Genomic DNA, 15,538 nt, shown 5'->3' on the forward strand with positions numbered 1-15,538 from the left:
CTGTTGGAGGCGGGTATCTCCATCAGAATATGTTATGAGATAACATATCTAGATTCAGCCCGGCTGAACACCGAAAGACGGCCCAGAAGGAAGGAACAGGAAATGCGGAAACACTCAACGACCCGGAACGGGGTATTCGCCAGCGTGGTGATACTGGCGCTGGCTGCGCCCGCGGTTGCGCAGCAGAAGGCCACCCATGATCATAGCCATGCGCATGCCCATGCGGCGGATGCTTCCGTCTACAAGGGTTATTTCGAGGACAGCCAGATTGCCGCACGGGCACTGTCCGACTGGGAAGGTGACTGGCAATCGGTCTATCCGTTGCTGACGGGCGGGGCGCTGGACCCGGTGATGCAGCACAAGGCCGAGCACGGCGAAAAGACCGCCGCTGATTACCGCGCCTATTACGAGACCGGATACAGGACCGACGTGGACCGGATCGAAATTCATGGCGACAAGGTGAGCTTTCACAGTGCAGCGGGCACTGTGTCGGGCAGCTATGCCGACGATGGCTATGAAATCCTGACCTATGAGAAGGGCAATCGCGGCGTGCGCTATGTCTTCCGCAAAGTGGCGGGCGATGCCGGGGCACCGGGCTTCATCCAGTTCAGCGACCATGCCATCGCGCCGGTCAAGGCGGGGCATTATCACCTTTACTGGGGCAATGATCGCGCGGCGCTTCTGGAGGAGCTGACCAACTGGCCCACCTATTACCCCGCCGATCTGACGGAATCGCAGGTGGTGGCCGAGATGCTGGCGCATTGAGCGGGGCAGGCAGCAAAGCAGAACGGGCGCCCGCAGGGCGCCCGTTTGTCGTTTCCGGCAGAAGCGGCTCAGGCCTTGAGGATGCTGCGGCCCGCGTATTCGGCGACTTCGCCCAGCATTTCCTCGATGCGGATCAGCTGGTTGTATTTCGCCAGCCGGTCCGACCGTGCCAGCGAGCCGGTCTTGATCTGGCCGCAGTTGGTGGCCACGGCGAGGTCGGCGATGGTGCTGTCCTCGGTTTCACCCGAACGGTGCGACATGACGTTGGTGTAGCGCGCGCGATGCGCCATATCGACGGCTTGCAGCGTCTCGGTCAGCGAGCCGATCTGGTTCACCTTCACCAGCATCGAGTTCGCGACGCCCTTGGCGATGCCCTCGGCCAGACGGCGCGGGTTGGTGACGAACAGGTCGTCGCCCACCAGTTGCACCTTGTTGCCAAGCGCCTCGGTCAGCAGTTTCCAGCCGTCCCAGTCATCCTCGGCACAGCCATCTTCGATCGAGATGATCGGATAATCGGCGCAGAGCTTGGCCAGATATTCAACATTCTCGGCCGAGGTCAGCGACAGGCCCTCGCCCTTCATTTCATACTTGCCGCCCTTGAAATATTCGGTCGAGGCGCAGTCGAGAGCCAGATAGATGTCCTCGCCGGGCTTGTAGCCCGCCTTTTCAATGGATTTCAGGATGAAATCCAGCGCGACGCGGGTGGACGACAGGTTCGGCGCAAAGCCGCCCTCGTCACCGATGCCGGTGGACAGGCCCGCCGCCGAAAGCTCTTTCTTCAGCGTGTGGAAGACTTCCGAGCCCATGCGCACCGCTTCGCGGATATTCGCGGCGGCGACCGGCATGATCATGAATTCCTGAATGTCGATCGGGTTGTCGGCATGTTCGCCGCCGTTGATGATGTTCATCATCGGAACCGGCAGCACGCGGGCCGAGGTGCCGCCGACATAGCGGAACAGCGGCTGGGCGGTGTATTCGGCGGCGGCTTTCGCCACGGCGAGGCTGACGCCCAGAATGGCATTGGCGCCAAGGCGGCCCTTGTTCGGAGTGCCGTCCAGTTCGATCATGGTGCGGTCGATGCCGACCTGTTCGGTGGCGTCGAACCCGATCAGTTCTTCGGCGATCTCGCCGTTGACGGCGGCCACCGCCTCCAGCACGCCCTTGCCCATGTAGCGCGACTTGTCGCCGTCGCGCTTTTCCACGGCCTCATGCGCGCCGGTCGAGGCGCCCGAGGGGACGGCGGCGCGGCCCATGGCGCCGCTTTCCAGCGTCACGTCCACTTCAACCGTGGGATTGCCGCGGCTGTCGAGGATTTCGCGGGCGTGAATGTCGATGATCGTGCTCATGGCGAGTTCCTTTGTGGGGAAGCGGTGCTCTCGGCCGCGTCTTTACCCTGCGACGTCCGGTGTGGGAAGGGATCGTTTGCGCAAACGCTCGCGTGCAAAGGAATAAAGCCCCGATCCGATGATCAGCGCGGCCCCGGCAAGGGTGGGCAGGTCGGGGCGTTCGGCAAAGACCACCATGCCGACGATCAGCGCGAAGACCAGCCGGGAATAGCGGAAGGGCGTGATGACCGACACTTCGCCCAGGCGGGTCGCCTGCACGATGGCCCAATAGGCGGCGATACCGAAGGCCAGCGCCCCCAGCATGTAGCCCGCCTCCACCGGGGCGGGCATCCGGGCGCCGCCCGTGACCGCCAGCATCAGCGGCCCCAGCAGGATCAACGAGGTGAAACCCCATGCCGAAATCTGGGTGGTGCTGATGTCGGCGGGGATGCGGCGGGTGGCAAGGTCGCGCAGCGTCAGCCCGATGACCGCCAGCACCGACCAGAGCGAGGCAAGGCGGAAACCTTCAAATCCCGGCCGGATGATGATCAGGACACCGATGAACCCCGCGCCGATGGCAGACCAGCGCCGCCAGCCGACTTTTTCGCCCAGAAACAGCGCCGCGCCCAGCGTGACCGCCAGCGGGGTTGCCTGAAAGATCGCGGTGGCGGTGGTCAGCGGTGTCAGCGCCAGCGCGGTGACAAAGCCCAGCGTGCCGACCATCTCGCCCAGATTGCGCAGCACCACGGCGGGGTGCCAGAACCGGCGGCTGATGACGGGCTGGCCCTGCGCCCGCGCGAACAGACCAAAGACCAGCGCGCCGGAAATACCCAGCATGAGCATGATCTGCCCGGTCGGCAGTCCCGCCGCCGCCCATTTGATGAACATGTCCTCGATGGCGAAACCGGCCATCGAGGCAACCATCAGCAGGATGCCGCGCAGGTTGTCGCGGGTATCGGTCATCGCAGGCCCTTTCCGGTTTCTCCCGGCCAGAGGCCGCGCCACCGATCTCTAGGCGAAGGGCGCGGCGGTCTCCAGTGCCAAAGCGGCTTGCATCGGCCGCAGACTGCCGTCACCACTGGCGCGCGGGGAAGCGGGGACAGGCGCAATGGAAAAAAGCAGGCTGGACGGTCGCGGGCTGGCGATCCTGCTGGGGGTGACGCTGCTGCTGGCGGTCAATCAGATCGTGGTGAAGGTGACGAACGAAGGGTTGCAGCCGGTGTTCTTTGCGGGCCTGCGCTCGGCGCTGGCGGTGCCCTTCGTCGCGGGCTGGATGATCTGGAAGGGCCGCACGCCACGCTATACCCCCGGCACGCTGGGGGCAGGGCTGCTGATCGGCGCGGTCTTCGCCGCAGAATTCCTGTGCCTGTTCATGGCGCTGGACCTGACCACAGTCAGCCGCGCCGCCATCATCTTCTATTCCATGCCGGTCTGGCTGGGCCTTGCCGCGCATTTCGGCCTGCCGGGCGAACGGCTGACCCCGCTGCGCGGCGTCGGTCTTGCGCTGGCATTCGCGGGAACCGCCTGGGCCATTCTGGATCGGTCCGGCAGCGGCGGGCAGGGCAGCCTGGCAGGCGATCTTTACGCGCTGGGCGGGGCGATCGGCTGGGCCGCCACCGCCTTCATCGCACGGCGTCCGCGTCTGGCGCCCGTCGGGCCAGAGATGCAGCTTCTGTGGATGGTCGGCGTCTCGGCCCCCATCCTGCTGATCGCCGCACCGCTGTTCGGGCCGCTCATCCGGGACATCCAGCCGGAACACTGGGCGATGCTGGTGTTTCAGGCTGCCATCGTGGTGGCGGGGGGATTCATCACCTGGCTCTGGCTGCTGTCGCGCTATTCCGCTGCCACGGTGGCGAGCTTTTCCTTCCTCACCCCGGTTCTGAGCCTGCTGTTTGGCTGGGCGCTGATGGGCGAACATCTGGGGCCGTCGATTCTGGGTTCGGCGGCGCTGGTGGCCGTGGGAATCATCCTCGTGAATCGGCGTGGCTGACACGTCGTGCGGTGGGGCAGGGTGTCGCAAGCCTGTCACACCTGTATGACGCTGCGGCAGACAATCACCAGCGGCGCCCGCTGCGGATGACGTTACGGAAGACCGGGTTTTCCACAGTTCAGACATCCCGGCAGCACCCGCCGGGAACCTGCCGGATTTCCGGGGTTTTTGGAGGTTCGCCGCGGATCATCCGCAGCGCATCCCCCGGTTCATCCACAGCCCGTCCGCAAGAGACCGAGTCGGCAGCCCGCATCTATCCGTTGTGGGTAAATTTCCAGTCAACACAAATTAGCCGCGCGGAGCGCTGATTTTTCCGTTGATCGACCCCCGGATTTCCGACAATTTGACGACGCAGCGACGTGACACACTAAATCTGGTGTGAGCGGGGCGGCCCAAGGGAGAAAACACCACTGGATGTGTGGGGCTTCGGCCTCTGTGCGACCTTTCGTTCCGGCGGAAGGCCTGTTCTCCTTTTGCCGGCCCACAGGCGAAGTCGCGCAACCAAAACCGGCGGAAAATCCGCAGGCTAAGTGCAAAAAAGGGACGGCGGGGCCAATGAAGATCGAGCGGAAGTTCACGACGGAAACCACCGGCGCTTATGGCGCCATGTCCTTCTCCACCACCACTTCGGAAATCCGTAACCCGGATGGCAAGGTGGTGTTCCGTAACGAGGCGGTCGAGGTGCCGGAAGGCTGGAGCCAGGTCGCCTCGGACGTGCTGGCGCAGAAATATTTCCGCAAGGCCGGGGTTCCGGCGGTCCTGAAGCGCGTGAAGGAAAAGGGTGTGCCCGAATTCCTGTGGCGCTCGGTCCCCGATACCGAGGCACTGGCCGCACTGCCTGAAGACGCCCGTTTTGGCGGCGAGACCTCGGCCAAGCAGGTCTTCGATCGTCTGGCAGGCGCCTGGGCCTACTGGGGCTGGAAGGGTGGCTATTTCACCTCTGAATCCGACGCCCGCGCCTATTATGATGAAATGCGCTTCATGCTGGCCCGCCAGATGGCGGCGCCGAATTCGCCCCAGTGGTTCAACACCGGCCTGCATTGGGCCTATGGCATCGACGGCCCCGGTCAGGGCCATTTCTATGTCGATTACAAATCCGGCAAGTTGACCCGCTCGGACAGCGCCTATGAACATCCGCAGCCCCATGCCTGCTTCATCCAGTCGGTCAGCGATGATCTGGTGAACGAGGGCGGCATCATGGACCTCTGGGTCCGCGAGGCGCGTCTGTTCAAATACGGCTCGGGCACCGGCACCAACTTCTCGTCGCTGCGCGGCGAGGGCGAGAAACTGTCGGGCGGCGGCAAGTCGTCGGGCCTGATGGGCTTCCTCAAGATCGGGGACCGCGCGGCGGGCGCGATCAAATCGGGCGGCACCACGCGCCGGGCCGCCAAGATGGTGATCTGCGACATGGATCACCCGGACATTGAGGAATTCATCAACTGGAAAGTCATTGAGGAGCAGAAGGTCGCCTCGCTGGTGGCCGGCTCCAAGATGCACGAACAGCACCTGAACGCGATCTTCGCCGCAATCCGTGGCTGGGACGGCAGCGTGACCGACGCCTGCGATGCGACGAAAAACGATGCGCTGAAAACCGCGATCCGTGCCGCCAAGAAGGCGATGATCCCGGAAACCTATATCAACCGCGTGCTGCAATATGCGCGGCAGGGCTTCGACAGCATCGAATTCCCGACCTATGATACCGATTGGGATTCGGAAGCCTATATCTCGGTCTCCGGTCAGAACTCCAACAACTCGGTCCGCGTCACCGATGCTTTCCTGCGGGCGGTGAAGGACGATGCCGACTGGGCGCTGGTGCGCCGCACCGATGGCAAGACCGCCAAGACGGTGAAAGCGCGTGAGCTTTGGGATCAGGTCGGCCATGCCGCATGGGCCTGCGCCGATCCGGGCATCCAGTTCCACGATACCGTGAACGCCTGGCACACCTGCCCGGAAGATGGCCCGATCCGCGGCTCGAACCCCTGTTCGGAATACATGTTCCTCGATGACACGGCCTGCAACCTTGCCTCGATGAACCTGTTGACCTTCTTCAGCGAGGGCCGGTTCGACGCGACTGCCTATGTGCACGCCACGCGGCTCTGGACCGTGACGCTGGAAATCAGCGTTATGATGGCGCAGTTCCCGTCGAAGGAAATCGCGCAACTGTCCTATGACTTCCGCACGCTGGGCCTTGGCTATGCCAATATCGGCGGTCTGCTGATGAATATGGGTCTGGGCTACGACTCGACCGAGGGCCGCGCGCTGTGTGGGGCACTGACCGCGCTGATGACCGGCGTGACCTACGCCACCAGCGCCGAAATGGCGGGCGAGCTGGGGGCTTTCGCGGGCTACAGCCGCAATGCCGCGCATATGCTGCGCGTCATCCGCAACCACCGCCGCGCGGCCTATGGTCATGTGTCGGGCTATGAGGCCGTGAACGTCTCGCCCGTGGCGCTGGATGCCGCCAACTGCCCGGATACTGAGCTGGTGACGCTGGCGAAATCGGCATGGGATGAGGCGCTGAGCCTTGGCGAAAAGCACGGCTACCGCAACGCCCAGACCACCGTCATCGCCCCCACCGGCACCATCGGTCTGGTGATGGATTGCGACACCACCGGGATCGAGCCGGATTTCGCGCTGGTGAAGTTCAAGAAACTGGCTGGCGGCGGTTATTTCAAGATCATCAACCAGTCGGTTCCGGCGGCGCTGGAAACGCTGGGCTATTCTTCGGGTCAGATCGCGGAAATCGTGGCCTACGCTGTGGGCCATGCCAGCCTCGGCAATTGCACCGGTATCAACCATACCGCGCTGATCGGCCACGGCTTCGGCCCGCGCGAGATCGAGAAGATCGAGGCGGCGCTGCCCTCGGCCTTCGATATCCGCTTTGTCTTCAACCAGTGGACGCTGGGCGAGGAGTTCTGCCAGCAGACCCTTGGCATCCCGGCCGACAAGCTGAACGATCCGGGTTTTGACCTGCTGCGCCACCTTGGCTTCACCCGAGCGCAGATCGACGCGGCGAATGACCATGTTTGCGGCACCATGACGCTGGAAGGAGCGCCGTTCCTCAAGGCCGAGCACCTGCCGGTCTTCGATTGCGCCAACCCCTGCGGCAAGAAGGGCAAGCGCTTCCTGTCCGTCGAAAGCCACATCACCATGATGGCGGCGGCGCAGAGCTTCATCTCGGGCGCGATTTCCAAGACGATCAACATGCCGAATTCGGCCTCGATCGAGGAAACTCTGGCGGCTTACGAGCTGTCGCATTCGCTCGGCATCAAGGCCAATGCGCTCTATCGCGACGGGTCGAAGCTGTCGCAGCCGCTGGCCGCCGCGCTGGTCGAGGATGACGAGGAAGCCGAGGAAATCCTCGCCACCGGCACGCCGCAGGAAAAGGCTGTCGTGCTGGCCGAGAAGATCATCGAAAAGGTGATCGTGAAGGAAATCGTGCGCAGCCACCGCGAAAAGCTGCCGGAACGCCGCAAGGGCTATACCCAGAAGGCGGTGGTGGGCGGCCACAAGGTCTATCTGCGCACCGGCGAATATCAGGACGGTTCGCTGGGCGAAATCTTCATCGACATGCACAAGGAAGGCGCGGGCTTCCGGGCGATGATGAACAACTTCGCCATCGCGGTCTCGGTCGGCCTGCAATATGGCGTGCCGCTGGAGGAATTTGTTGACGCCTTCACCTTCACCAAGTTCGAACCGGCGGGCATGGTGCAGGGCAATGACTCGATCAAGAACGCGACTTCGATCCTCGACTATGTGTTCCGCGAACTGGCGGTCAGCTATCTCGACCGCACCGATCTCGCCCATGTCGCCCCGAAAGGCGCGAGTTTCGACGAACTCGGCGGGGGCGTTGCGGAAGGCAAGCGCGACACCAATCTGGAGCCGGTGAGCGAAAGCGCCGCCTCCAAATCGCTGGAAGTGCTGCGGCAGATCTCCTCGACCGGCTACCTGCGCAAGCGCCTGCCGAAAGAGCTTGTGGTGCTGCAAGGCGGCATGGGCGCCACCGCGTTGGGCGGCGATCCGGCGGCAGTCAATATGCTGATGCCCGACGCGGCCCGCGCCACCGGCACCATGGGCGCGACGACCGCGCTGGCCTCCGGCTCGGTCTCGCTGGACGCGCGCACCAAGGCGAAGATGCAAGGCTATGAAGGCGACCCCTGCGGCGAATGCGGCAACTACACGCTGGTCCGCAACGGCACCTGCATGAAGTGCAACACCTGCGGTGGCACCAGCGGCTGTAGCTGAGGAATTGGAGTTGGGGCGCGACGTGCCAGCGTCGCGCCCCGGCTTTCAGGCGAGCTAGAGACTGGCCTGAAGAACGAGCGCCAACAAAGTGGCTGTAGAGCCATATGGGGAGGTTTGGCTCGTTTCAATGGTCTCATCACCCTTCCACAGGTTTGCCCAACCTTTTGTGTGGGACGCTGTGGATAAAGATGAAAGGGCGCCATCATGGCTGCACTCTACGGCACCTGTTGGGTCGAATTTAACAGCAATATCGGCACCTCCGGGTTTGGCACGATCCAAGTGGATCGGAGCAGAATTTGGGGTGGTGATGGAGGCTACATCTACCGTGGTCACATGGATTGTCGTGGCGGCCTCTATTTGGGCCGGGTTGCGGTGATCCGGGTTGATCCTGATGCGAGGTCGATATTCGGACCAGTTGAGCGGTTCGAATTGAAAATCTCCGGTCGCGCCGATGGAAATGGCTTTTCATTCTCTGGCTGTGCCATCGGCTTTGAAACGATGCGCGTCAGGTTTCGTATGCGCACTGCGACGCGGCTGGCGGCCGAATAGATGGCCGTAGCTCGTAATGTCAGCCACTTCACTCGAAAGGGCGCGGCCTGCTCCGCGTCCTTAATCTTTCTGCGCTAAGGTCGCGCATTTCCTCACCCCTCCGCCAGCGGCCCGTAAAGGATCAGCGCCGGGCTGGTGCTCTCGGCGCCGTCCAGATGGGCGGCGAGGCGGGCGACGGTGAAGCGTTCCAGCTGTTCCTCGGCGGTGCTGACGCCATGGGCCAGCAGCGCGGGCGTCTCGGGTGGCAGGCCATGGGCGATCAGCGCGGCGGCCAGTTCGGGGAAGGTGCGCTTGCCCATGTAGATCACTGTCGTCGCGCCGGGGTCGGCCAGCGCGGGCCAGTTCAGCGTTTCGGGCAGGCCGCCTGTCACATCGGCGCCGGTCAGGAACTGCACCCGCCGCGCGGTCAGCCGCCGGGTCAGCGGGATCGCCGCCGCCGCCGCCGCGGCCGAAGCCGAGGTGACGCCGGGCACGATCTCGAACCCGATGCCCGCGTCGCGCAGCGCGGTCATTTCTTCTTCCAGCCGCCCGAAGATGCCCGCATCGCCGGATTTCAGCCGCACCACCTGCGCGCCCGCCTGCGCGTAATCGACCAGCAGCCGGTTCACATGCTCCTGCCGGGCCGAGGGCCGCCCGGCGCGCTTGCCGACCGAGACCAGATCGGCGTCGGCCCGCGCCAGATCGAGGATCGGCCCCGAGGACAGGTCGTCATACAGCACCACATCGGCGGTCCCGAGCCGTTTCACCGCCTTCACGGTCATCAGCTCCGGGTCGCCGGGGCCAGAGGATACGAAGGTGACGAAGCCGGTCATGTCGCTTCTCCGATCAGGTGGAAATAGGTGCCGCTGGCCAGCCCCCGGCGCGATCCGGTTTCCGGGACAGCGGCGCCGGTGGCATCCTCGACTTGGGCGAGCGGCATATCGGGTTGCGCGAGGATGGTCGAGTAGTGAAATTCATGCCCGCGCAGCCTTGTGCCTTTGGCCATGCCGGGCATCGCCGCCTCCAGCCGTGCAAGGCGATAGCCCAAGTGCATCCTGCGCTTTTCATACGAGGTTTCAAGGCCCAGCAACCCCGCCATGCGATGCTGTTGGCCCTTGGCATCGACCAGACCGGCGCCCATCGCCATATAGCCCCCGCATTCGCCATGCACCGGGCGCGTGGCGGCGAAGGCGGTCAGGCGGGCGCGGAAATGCTCTGCCGCTGCCAGCGCGCCTGCATGCAGTTCGGGGTAGCCGCCGGGCAGCCAGCAGGCGGTGGCGCTGTCATCGGGGCCTTCATCGGCGAGGGGCGAGAAGGGCAGGATCTCGGCCCCCTGCGCACGCCAGTCGGCCAGAAGATGCGGATAGATGAAGGAAAACGCCGCATCCTGCGCCAGCGCGATGCGCTGGCCGGGGGGGGCCATGCGGCGGGCGGTGCCGGGCAGGGTGCGGGTCGCCGCGGCGGCGCGGCGGATCGCGTCAAGGTCGCAATGCGCGGCGATGAAGGCCCCGGCCTCGTCAAGGATGCGGTGCAGACCGGCGGTCTCGCCCGCCTGCACCAGCCCCAGATGACGTTCCGGCAGTTCGATCGTGGCGCGGCGCGGCAGCGCACCCAGCACGGCCACGCCATGCGCCGCCATCCCGTCGCGGATCAGCGCCTCGTGCCGGGGCGAGGCCACGCGGTTCAGGATCACCCCGGCAATCCTGAGCCCCGGCCGCATCGCACGAAACCCGAGCGCCGTGGCCGTCGCGCTTTGCGCCTGACCGGAGGTGTCGATCACCAGCACCACCGGCCAACCCGTCAGTTCCGCCAGATCGGCACTGGCGCCGATGCCGGTTTCCCCCGCTGCCGCCACCCCGTCGCACAGACCCATCGAACCTTCGGCCAGCACAAGATCGGCGCCAGTCGCCGCCGCCAGCAGCGCGCCGATGCGCGGCGCGGGCATGGCCCAGGTATCAAGGTTCACCGAAACCCGGCCCGAGGCGGCGGTGTGAAAGGCGGGGTCGATGTAATCGGGCCCGCTTTTGAACGGCTGCACCTCCAGCCCGGCGGCACGGAATGCGGCCAGCAGCCCAAGCGTCACCGTTGTCTTGCCGGTGCCCGAGGCGGGGGCCGAGATAATGAGACCGGGGGGCAGCATCACGTGCCTTCGGGAAAGCGCGGATGGGTGCCGACCGGGCGATAGCGGCGGTCGTAGTCGCCTGCATAAAGACGACTTTCGTCAAATCCCTCGGCTGCCAGCGCGGGGCCGACGAGGATCAGCGCCGTGCGCTCCATCTCTGCCCCAACGGCGGTTTCCAGCGTGGAAAGCGTGGCGCGGACGATACACTGGTCTGGCCAGCTTGCGCGCCAGACCACGGCGACCGGGCAATCGTTTCCGTAATGCGGTGACAGGGTTTCCACCACGGTTTCAAGTACATGCACCGACAGGTGAATGGCCAGCGTCGCGCCGGTGCGGGCAAAGTTTTCCAGCGCCTCGCCCTCGGGCATGGCGGTGGCACGGCCCGAGGTGCGGGTCAGCACCACCGATTGCGCGACACCCGGCAGCGTGAGTTCCGTGCCCAAAGCCGCAGCCGCAGCGGCGAAGCTGGGCACGCCGGGCGTCACGTCATAGGGGATGCCAAGGACGCGCAACCGGCGAAGCTGCTCCCCCATTGCCGACCAGACCGACAGGTCGCCCGAATGCAGCCGCGCGACATCGTGACCTTCGGCATGGGCGGCAGCGATCTCGGCCATGATTTCGTCAAGGCTCAGCGGTGCGGTGTTCACGATCCGCGCGCCGGAGGGGCAGTGGCTCAGCAGTGCCTCAGGCACCAGACTGCCCGCATAAAGACAGACCGGGCAGGCCGCGATCAGGTCGCGGCCGCGCAGGGTGATCAGGTCGGCCGCGCCGGGGCCTGCGCCGATGAAATGGACGGTCATGCGGGGGTTCCTTGGGCAAGGGCCAGCGTCACGCGCCCGCCGGGGGCAACAAGACGCGGGCAGATCAGGATGGCGCCGGGGCCAGCGGCGGCAAGGGCTGCGGCCTCGGCGACCGAGCCCGCACCATAGCGCGCGGGCTGGCGGGGCGAGGGGGTTTGGGTCGCCTGCACACGCAGGGCCGCCAGCGGCACGGCGATGACGGCGCGCCCGGCCAGCGCGGGATGCGCGGCCTTGTCCTCGGGCAGGGCGAGCATTTGTGGCGCGCAAGGTGCCAGCGCCAGTGCGGCCGCGAGGTCGGCCTCGGTGGCTGTGCGGCGCAATCCGATTCCGGCGACGATCATCGCGTGACGCTCCATTGCACCACGGGGCGGGCGGCCTGCCAGTCGCGGAAAGCACCAAGGCGGCCGCTTTGCGCGAGGTCAATGCGCATGAGGCCGCCGCCGTGGGTGGCATGGGCCGCGTAAAGCGTGGCCTCGGTTTCCAGCGTCACCGCATTGGCCACCAGCCTTGTGCCCTCGGGCAGTTGCGCCCAGAGCCGTGTCAGCAGATCGGGCGTCAGCCCGCCGCCGATGAACACCGCATCGGGGCGCGGCAGGTCCGCGATCCGTTCGGCGCTGTCGCCATGATGGGCGTCCAGGCGATGGGTCAGACCGAAGTTTTCGGCATTTGCGCGGATGTTCGGCAGCCGGTCGGCGCGGGCCTCTACCGCCGAGGCGCTGCCCCCCGCAAGGCACCATTCAACCGAAACCGAGCCGGACCCGGCACCCAGATCCCACAGATGGTCCCCCGCGCGCGGTGCCAGCGCGGCCAGCGTCAGCGCCCGCACCGGGGCCTTGGTGATCTGGCCATCGCTTTGGAACAGCGTATCAGGCAGGCCGGGTGTGCGCGGCAGGCCGGGGTCGTGCGCCTCGATGGCTGCCAGAAGGGGGGCTTCGGGGGCGCCAGACGGTGCAGGGCCGATACGCTCCTGCGGGCCGCCAAGCCTTTCCAGCAGAGTGACGCGGGCGTTGGGATGGCCGTTGGCGGTCAGCCAGTCGCAAAGCCCGGTCGCCGCCGCGCCGTCGCGCAGGGTGACCAGCGCGCGGGTGCCGCGTGTCAGCAGCGGTCGCAGCCGGGCGCAGGGCGCGGCGTGAAGGCCGAGGCAAAGCACCTCCTCCATGCGCCAGCCGAGCCGGTTGCAGGCCAGTTGAAAGGACGAGGGCGTGGGGTGGCTGACCCATTCTCCGGGCGCAAGGTCGCGGATCAGGCTGCCGCCCGCGCCATGCCAGAACGGATCGCCCGAGGCCAGAACCACGGTGCGCCGCCCGCGCGCCGCCAGCACCGGGGCGGTGGAAAACGGCACCGGCCAGGCCACGCCGCGCCCGCCCGCCTGCACCAGCGCAAGATGGCGCGGCCCGCCGATGATGATTTCCGCCACATCTAGGAGGTCACGGCTTGCGGCGGGCAGCCCGTCAAGGCCATCTTCGCCCAGACCGAGGATATGGAGCCAGGGATCAGCCATGACGCGCATTCTTCTTCTGGGCGGCACCACCGAGGCCAGCGCCCTTGCGCGGGCCTTGGCCGAGACCGGGGCGGATGCGGTGTTTTCCTATGCCGGTCGCACCGATGCCCCTTTGGCCCAGCCCCTGCCGACCCGTGTGGGGGGCTTTGGCGGGGCTGAAGGGCTGGCGGCCTGGCTGCGGGCCGAGGAGATCACGCATGTGATCGACGCGACCCATCCCTTCGCGGCGCAAATGAGCCGTAATGCCGTCACGGCCTGCGCAGCCACAGGCGTTGCGCTGGCCGCGCTGGAGCGTCCGGCATGGCAGGCCGGGCCGGGCGACCGCTGGACCTGCGTGCCCGATCTGGCGGGAGCGGTGGCAGCGCTGCCCGCGACGGGCGCGCGGGTGTTTCTGGCGATCGGCAAGCAGCATGTCGCGGATTTCGCCGGGAAACCCGGCAATCACTATCTGCTGCGGCTGGTCGATCCGCCGGGCGCGCTGCCGCTGCCCGATGCGACGGCTGTGGTGGCGCGCGGTCCCTTCGATCTGGCGGGCGATCTGGCCTTGATGCGGGCTCATCGCATCACCCATGTCGTCGCCAAGAATGCCGGGGGCAGCGGGGCGCGCGCGAAGCTCGATGCCGCGCGGGACCTGGGTTTGCCGGTGGTGATGATCGACCGGCCCGCGATCCCGCCGCGCGCGCGGTTCGGCGATGTCGCGAGCGTCATGGGCTGGCTGCCGCGCTGACCCGACTGGCGCGCCGGTGGCGGGGACAGGATGCCTCCGGCGGGGATATTTGGGCCAAGATAAAGGCAGGGCGCGGGGCATCAGGCGGACCTTGGCGTGTAGACGTAGGGGCCGATGCGGCGGGTGGCCGAATTGCCGACCAGAACGACCGTGCGCATGTCGGCCATATCCTCGGTCGCCTCGGCCAGCGTGACGGTGCGGAGGTGCTGTTCCGGCGTCGAAACCGCGCGGGCGAAGGTGATGATCCGCGTGGGTTCGCAGCTTTCGCGCAGGATCTCCAGCACGCGGGCGAATTGATGCGGGCGGGATTTTGACCGGGGGTTGTAGAAGGCCATGGCGAAATCCGCCTCGGCGGCAAGCCGCAGGCGGCGTTCGACCAGCGCGAAGGGCTTGAGGTTGTCGCTGAGGTTGATGGCGCAGAAATCATGCCCCAAGGGCGCCCCGGCGGCGGCGGCGGCGGCGAGCATCGCCGTGATGCCGGGCAGCACGGTCACCGGCACCTGCGCAAGGTCGGGCCGCGCCTCCAGCGCCTCGAATACCGCGCTGGCCATGGCGAAAACCCCCGGATCGCCAGAGGAAACCACGACGACCCGCGCGCCCTTTGCCGCCATTTCAAGCGCATGGGTGGCACGGTCCAGCTCTACCCGGTTGTCGGAAGGGTGCAGAGTCAGGCCCGGACGCGGCGTCACGCGGGCGACGTAGGGGATATAGCCCACCACATCGGTGGCCTGTTTCAGCGCCGCCGCGACCTCGGGCGTCACTTTCGCGCTGTCTCCGGGGCCAAGCCCCGCAATGATGACCGCGCCGGTCATTCCGCGATCTCCGGCCGGCGGCCATGGCCATGAACCAGCACGACGGCGAAATAGGGGCAATCGGCGGTATCCACCTCGGCCAGCGGCGCGATGCGCTGGCCCGGCATGGTGCCGCGTTCGACCAGCCAGGCCTCGGACAGGCGGCCCGCGCTTTCCAGCGCGCGGCGGATCTTCGGCAGGTTACGCCCGGTCTTCATCACCGCCAGCGCATCGGCGCGCTGCATATGCGCCACCAGATCGGGCTCGGGCAGGGTGCCCATCAGCACGCTCAGCACATCGTCGCCCCAGGTGATGGGCTGGCCGGTGGCATGCCAGCAGCCCGCCATGCCGGTGATGCCGGGGATCACGCTGACCTCCACCCGATCCTTCAGCCGGGCATAGAGATGCATGAACGATCCATAGAAGAAGGGGTCGCCCTCGCAGAGCACGACTACCTCGCCGGGCAGGCTGGCCAGACGGTCGGCCCAGATGTCATAGAACCGCGCCAGCGCCTCGATGTAAGCGGGGCTGTCGAAGGGCAGTTCGGTGGTGACCGGATATTCCATCGCATATTCGGTGACACCGGGGGCAAGCATCCCCTCGACGATGCTGCGCGCCTGACCGCGCCGCCCGGCCTTGCGGAAATAGGCGATCTGCGCCGCGCCGCGCAACGCGCGGTCGGCACGGACCGAGATCAGATCAGGGTCGCCGGGGCCAAGCCCGGCACAGATGATGCGGGCCATG

At 66.3% G+C, this 15,538-nt stretch carries 14 protein-coding genes; 5 read left to right on the forward strand and 9 right to left on the reverse strand.

All coding sequences use genetic code 11. From position 1 onward, the window contains the following. Positions 1-102 precede the first annotated feature (102 nt). Positions 103-765 carry a ZinT family metal-binding protein gene (locus D2N39_RS12025; protein ID WP_119135036.1) on the forward strand — a complete coding sequence of 221 codons (663 nt, stop codon included), beginning with the start codon at positions 103-105 and terminating at the stop codon, positions 763-765. A 68-nt stretch (positions 766-833) separates the two neighbouring features. Here the strand turns inward: D2N39_RS12025 and eno are convergent, their stop codons facing one another. Together eno and D2N39_RS12035 are read right to left on the reverse strand one after the other, a co-directional pair. Then, on the reverse strand, positions 834-2,111 hold the full coding sequence (gene eno / locus D2N39_RS12030) for a phosphopyruvate hydratase (RefSeq protein WP_119135037.1): 1,278 nt from the start codon (positions 2,109-2,111) through the stop codon (positions 834-836). A 42-nt stretch (positions 2,112-2,153) separates the two neighbouring features. After that, entirely contained in the window at positions 2,154-3,053 is a 900-nt protein-coding gene (locus tag D2N39_RS12035) for a DMT family transporter (RefSeq protein ID WP_119135038.1), read from the reverse strand. 145 nt (positions 3,054-3,198) lie between these two features. Between D2N39_RS12035 and D2N39_RS12040 the strand changes: the two genes are divergently transcribed. The 3 genes from D2N39_RS12040 to D2N39_RS12050 all read left to right on the forward strand — a co-directional run bounded on the left by D2N39_RS12040 (position 3,199) and on the right by D2N39_RS12050 (position 8,874). Beyond that, complete coding sequence (locus D2N39_RS12040) at positions 3,199-4,080, forward strand: DMT family transporter (protein ID WP_119135039.1); 882 nt, start codon at positions 3,199-3,201, stop codon at positions 4,078-4,080. 555 nt (positions 4,081-4,635) lie between these two features. Further along, on the forward strand, positions 4,636-8,325 hold the full coding sequence (locus D2N39_RS12045; protein ID WP_119135040.1) for a vitamin B12-dependent ribonucleotide reductase: 3,690 nt from the start codon (positions 4,636-4,638) through the stop codon (positions 8,323-8,325). Between the two features lie 204 nt (positions 8,326-8,529). After that, complete coding sequence (locus D2N39_RS12050; RefSeq protein WP_119135041.1) at positions 8,530-8,874, forward strand: GrlR family regulatory protein; 345 nt, start codon at positions 8,530-8,532, stop codon at positions 8,872-8,874. A gap of 92 nt (positions 8,875-8,966) precedes the next feature. Here the strand turns inward: D2N39_RS12050 and cobA are convergent, their stop codons facing one another. From cobA to cbiE, 5 genes are read right to left on the reverse strand one after another with little or no spacing between them, the layout of a single operon-like run. Beyond that, entirely contained in the window at positions 8,967-9,686 is a 720-nt protein-coding gene (gene cobA, locus D2N39_RS12055; protein WP_119135042.1) for a uroporphyrinogen-III C-methyltransferase, read from the reverse strand. Then, positions 9,683-10,993: a cobyrinate a,c-diamide synthase gene (locus D2N39_RS12060; protein WP_119135043.1), complete on the reverse strand. Its 1,311-nt coding sequence runs from the start codon at positions 10,991-10,993 to the stop codon at positions 9,683-9,685. The genes cobA and D2N39_RS12060 overlap by 4 nt, the downstream gene beginning before the upstream one ends. Beyond that, entirely contained in the window at positions 10,993-11,775 is a 783-nt protein-coding gene (cobM, locus tag D2N39_RS12065) for a precorrin-4 C(11)-methyltransferase (RefSeq protein ID WP_119135044.1), read from the reverse strand. The genes D2N39_RS12060 and cobM overlap by 1 nt, the downstream gene beginning before the upstream one ends. After that, the gene (locus D2N39_RS12070; RefSeq protein ID WP_119135045.1) at positions 11,772-12,116 is read right to left on the reverse strand and encodes a cobalamin biosynthesis protein; all 345 of its coding nucleotides are present in this window, start codon (positions 12,114-12,116) and stop codon (positions 11,772-11,774) included. The genes cobM and D2N39_RS12070 overlap by 4 nt, the downstream gene beginning before the upstream one ends. Next, a complete protein-coding gene (cbiE, locus tag D2N39_RS12075; protein ID WP_119135046.1) occupies positions 12,113-13,276 on the reverse strand; it encodes a precorrin-6y C5,15-methyltransferase (decarboxylating) subunit CbiE in 1,164 nt (387 codons plus the stop codon). The genes D2N39_RS12070 and cbiE overlap by 4 nt, the downstream gene beginning before the upstream one ends. On the opposite strand from cbiE, the gene D2N39_RS12080 reads away from it, so the two are divergent. Next, on the forward strand, positions 13,275-14,003 hold the full coding sequence (locus D2N39_RS12080) for a cobalt-precorrin-6A reductase (RefSeq protein WP_119135047.1): 729 nt from the start codon (positions 13,275-13,277) through the stop codon (positions 14,001-14,003). The two genes, cbiE and D2N39_RS12080, sit on opposite strands and share 2 nt — an antisense overlap. Positions 14,004-14,083: 80 nt before the next feature. Here D2N39_RS12080 and cobJ read toward each other — a convergent pair whose 3' ends face one another. Together cobJ and cobI are read right to left on the reverse strand one after the other, a co-directional pair. Further along, positions 14,084-14,815 (reverse strand): precorrin-3B C(17)-methyltransferase, encoded by a 732-nt coding sequence (cobJ, locus tag D2N39_RS12085; RefSeq protein WP_119135048.1) that lies wholly within the window; start codon positions 14,813-14,815, stop codon positions 14,084-14,086. After that, a complete protein-coding gene (gene cobI, locus D2N39_RS12090; RefSeq protein ID WP_119135049.1) occupies positions 14,812-15,537 on the reverse strand; it encodes a precorrin-2 C(20)-methyltransferase in 726 nt (241 codons plus the stop codon). The genes cobJ and cobI overlap by 4 nt, the downstream gene beginning before the upstream one ends. Position 15,538 lies beyond the last annotated feature (1 nt).

The organism is Gemmobacter lutimaris (assembly GCF_003570715.1).
Taxonomy (GTDB): domain Bacteria; phylum Pseudomonadota; class Alphaproteobacteria; order Rhodobacterales; family Rhodobacteraceae; genus Gemmobacter; species Gemmobacter lutimaris.